Source organism: Bacteroidia bacterium (assembly GCA_016218155.1).
Lineage (GTDB): Bacteria > Bacteroidota > Bacteroidia > Bacteroidales > GWA2-32-17 > GWA2-32-17.
Genome location: JACREQ010000097.1, coordinates 1 through 2,915 on the forward strand (window position 1 = coordinate 1; position 2,915 = coordinate 2,915).

Below are 2,915 nucleotides of genomic sequence, written 5' to 3' on the forward strand. Positions count from 1 at the left end.
CATAAATGCTGTTCGTAATAAACTTCTTAATCGCATTGTGGCTGTAGTTAAAAGAGGAACACCATATGTTAAACTTAATTTGGCAGCTTAAAAAAATATTAAATAAATATTTGGAGATATCATAGATATCGGTTCGATGTCGGATTTGGCAGGTTTTTACTTGCAATCATTGTCAAACCGCTAAAATGTTTGAATTTTGTTAATCTTGTCAAGTTGCCCATAACAACCTGCTAAATGCCAACATAGTGTTAGCAACTGGGCGTTTTGTTAATTCCATAAGATTATAAACTTTCTTGTTTGATATTACTCTTTCAAAAACTTTTTAACTGTCACTCCTATTTTCGTTTTCACTCTAAGAATATACACACCACTCGGTAAAGTCGAAACATCAATGGTTGTTTTATTGTTAGGTGCCTCAATGGTTTTTATGAGTTGACCTTGTAGGGTTGAAATTTGAATTAATGCTTGCTGAGAATTCTCTATTGTTATTTTATTTGTAGCTGGATTGGGATAAACAATTAAACTGCTGTTGGAAACAATTTCTGGCAGTACATTAATATTGAGGCTTTTAAAACTTGCATTGTAGGAGTAAACAGGATAAATATCCCATATTATATTCTTATTAGAATAAAGATTCAAAGTACTCATGCTTGGCTGCCAGTTGCTTTGCCATGTTTCATATTTTCCGGTTATTGAGTTTCCAATGGAATCATAAGTATATGTATGTAAATAATTATTCACCCATGCATTGAATTGCCATGTTTCAACTAATTTAGTCAGCCTATTTCCGGTGGTATCGTATGTATATATTTTTCTCGACAAATTCAACCATGTGTTAGTTTGCCATACTTCAAGTAAATCAGTTAGCATATTTCCGGTGGCGTCGTATGTCCAAGTTTCAATATTATTATTAATCCATGCATTGGTTTGCCATATTTCATATAAAGAAGTCAGCATATTTCCGGTAGTGTCGTATGTATAAGTCAATTTATAATTATTCAACCATGCATTGGTTTGCCAGTAGTCTTCAGCTAAATATGACAGCATATTTCCGGTGGTATCATAAGTAAAAGAAGCTCTATTATAATTCACCCAAATATTGATTTGCCAATGTTCATCTAAATATGTCAGTTCGTTTCCTGCGGCATCGTAAGTCCATGTTTGTAGACTATGATTGAACCATGCATTGGTTTGCCACATTTCATATAAAAAAGTCAATTTGTTTCCGTTGGTATCGAATGTAAAAGTAGCTCTATCATAATTCACCCAAATATTGGTTTGCCACATCTCATTTAAAAAAGTCAGCATGTTTCCATTTGCATCGTAAGTATTAGTACATCTCATATTGTTCACCCATATATTGGTTTGCCATATTTCTTTTAAATAAGTAAGTCTATTTCCGTTTGCATCGTATGTATAAGTATTTCTTATAGAGTCTATCCATATGCTGGTTTTCCAATTTTCTGTTAATTGAATTTTAACATTGCCATTAGCATCGAATACTTGAGTTAATCGTTGAAATGTAGCATTTGAAGTATTGTAAGTCAGAATGGTATCCCACTTACAAACTGATGATTTTGAGTTTAATAAAGTTGATTTTTTGTTAAGTACAGACGGATTAAACTTATCGAAGCTTTGCAATTGTACCGACTCAGTATTATGTTCCATATTCATGGTTGATAATAAATTATTCGGTTGTTGCCATTGGGCAAAGCAGTTTAAAGTTATAACTACTCCAAGAATTATAAAAAGGTTTTTCATTTTTTTAGGTGAGTTGTTGTCAAGTTTGTAATTGTTTAGTAGTTTGTCATTTCTTTTTTCTCACGCTTTGTTACTAACCTTTGGCACTTGTAAAAGCTAGGCATTTAGCCGCAGTAGGTGTCAAATCGCTAAAAAGTTTATATTTTGTTATAATTGTCAAATTGCACATATCTGTCTGCTAAATGGCAACACAGTGTTATCATATGGGCGTTTTGTTATTAACCAATAATTACAAATTGATTATTTATTTAATAGTTTTCAAAAATTTAGTATTATTTTTCTGGAAACAAGTATATTATTCCTAGAGAACAGTTAATAGATGTTGGATTATAACCTGTAAAGAATGAAATTACTTTAAAATGATACCTGAATTGAGGTTCAAATTTTAATGATAATTTATTATTTAATTTGTATTTTATTCCAATACCAGCTTGGAGACTAAACAAATTTGCAGTTAAATCTTTTGCGTCACCTACATTGTTATTCTGAAAAGTTGTCTTGTTTTGTGAAGATATTAAAAAAGAAGAAACTGGGCCTGCAATTAAATAAAATTTACATTTTTCATTTGTGATAAAATTAATATCATAAAATAAGGAGATGTCAATATATTGAGCTTTGATTTCTGCAAATTTTGGCAAAGATATTTCTGAAGACGCATGTGAAAAATCATAATTGACATTATAAGAAATATTGGAAAAAGATAATCCTAATTGAATCTCTGATCTTTTTGAAAACAAATATGCTGATTCTATACCCGTTTGATAACTAAATTTAGAATTAATGTCATGATTTAAACCTTTCATAGATTTAATTTTATAAAAATAAGGTGAGCCGAAAAATCCAATAGTCCATTTAGATTCTTGTCCAAATGAGCTAACATTGAATGATACAATCAAAACTAAAATAAGTAAATTTTTCATAATTATTTTTTTTAAGTTATGTTTTTTGTAATTAATTGTCAAATTAATACTCATTGTCTAGTTTGTAATATTTTTTTTCTCACGCCTTGTTGCTAACGGTTTGCGGTTGAATTTGGCAGGCTATTACTTGCAGTCATTGTCAAACCGCTAAAATGTTTGAACTTTGTTATTTGTGTCAAGTTGCCCATAACAGCCTGCTAAATTTTAACCGTGTGTTATGCACTGTTAATTTTA

2 protein-coding genes are annotated in these 2,915 nt (G+C 30.4%); both read right to left on the reverse strand.

What is annotated here, in order from left to right; all coding sequences use genetic code 11:
- Window positions 1-303: 303 nt before the first annotated feature.
- The gene (locus HY951_15640) at window positions 304-1,761 is read right to left on the reverse strand and encodes a T9SS type A sorting domain-containing protein (GenBank protein MBI5541496.1); all 1,458 of its coding nucleotides are present in this window, start codon (window positions 1,759-1,761) and stop codon (window positions 304-306) included.
- Window positions 1,762-2,033: 272 nt separating this feature from the next.
- Window positions 2,034-2,681 (reverse strand): PorT family protein, encoded by a 648-nt coding sequence (locus HY951_15645; GenBank protein ID MBI5541497.1) that lies wholly within the window; start codon window positions 2,679-2,681, stop codon window positions 2,034-2,036.
- Between the last annotated feature and the right edge of the window lie 234 nt (window positions 2,682-2,915).